This is a genomic window from Okeania hirsuta (assembly GCF_003838195.1).
Classification (GTDB): domain Bacteria; phylum Cyanobacteriota; class Cyanobacteriia; order Cyanobacteriales; family Microcoleaceae; genus Okeania; species Okeania hirsuta.
Window position 1 is genome coordinate 1 of the sequence record NZ_RCBY01000696.1, and the last position, 564, is coordinate 564.

Annotated in this window: 1 protein-coding gene; it reads right to left on the minus strand. The window is 31.4% G+C overall.

What is annotated here, in order from left to right:
- Positions 1-113: 113 nt before the first annotated feature.
- Positions 114-329, minus strand: a complete 216-nt coding sequence (locus D5R40_RS33730) for a hypothetical protein (protein WP_124155939.1) — start codon at positions 327-329, stop codon at positions 114-116.
- Between the last annotated feature and the right edge of the window lie 235 nt (positions 330-564).

Here is a 564-nt window from a genome sequence, read left to right on the forward strand (position 1 = left end):
AGTAAAAATTATCTAAAATTTAAAATTTAAAACTTGAAGCTAGTGGGAATCAGTTATTAACTATTAGGTAAAAAAGAGTAAAAGTTATCTAAAAGTTTCTTGAAAATTATTGTTCAACTTACGAAATTAATTTGTAATGTTTTATAGCTTCCTATTTTGTATGTAGCGTTTCCCAAGTTACTGAGGTACAGTTGTTTTTGTTCTTTTCTATTCCCTACTCCCAATTTTTTAGCAGCATCCGCCATCATCCATGCCAACTGACCTCCACCAATGACACCCACTCGCTGAATTTTGTTTTGGTATTTTTTTGCCTTTTCAGTACTATTCATTTTGATTACAAATTCAGTTTCAACTTTTGTATTTTATAGCAGAAGAAAGAAGGAAAAAGAAAGAAGGAAGAAGGAAAAATATTGCGTTGTCTGAGTTTTCAGCTTTTGATATGTCCGCGCCCTTTGCTTCGACTGCTATAACAAAATAAAAATAGTTTTTATCAGTTTTATTAATCTATAGCAATTCTATTTCAGTTGCGGGCAAAAATATCTTTAGGAAATCGGGAGTAGGGAA

What these genes read in the sequence shown, in the direction of transcription:
- D5R40_RS33730 (WP_124155939.1), bottom strand. Translation starts at nt 329, where the DNA reads ATGAATAGTACTGAAAAGGCAAAAAAATACCAAAACAAAATTCAGCGA.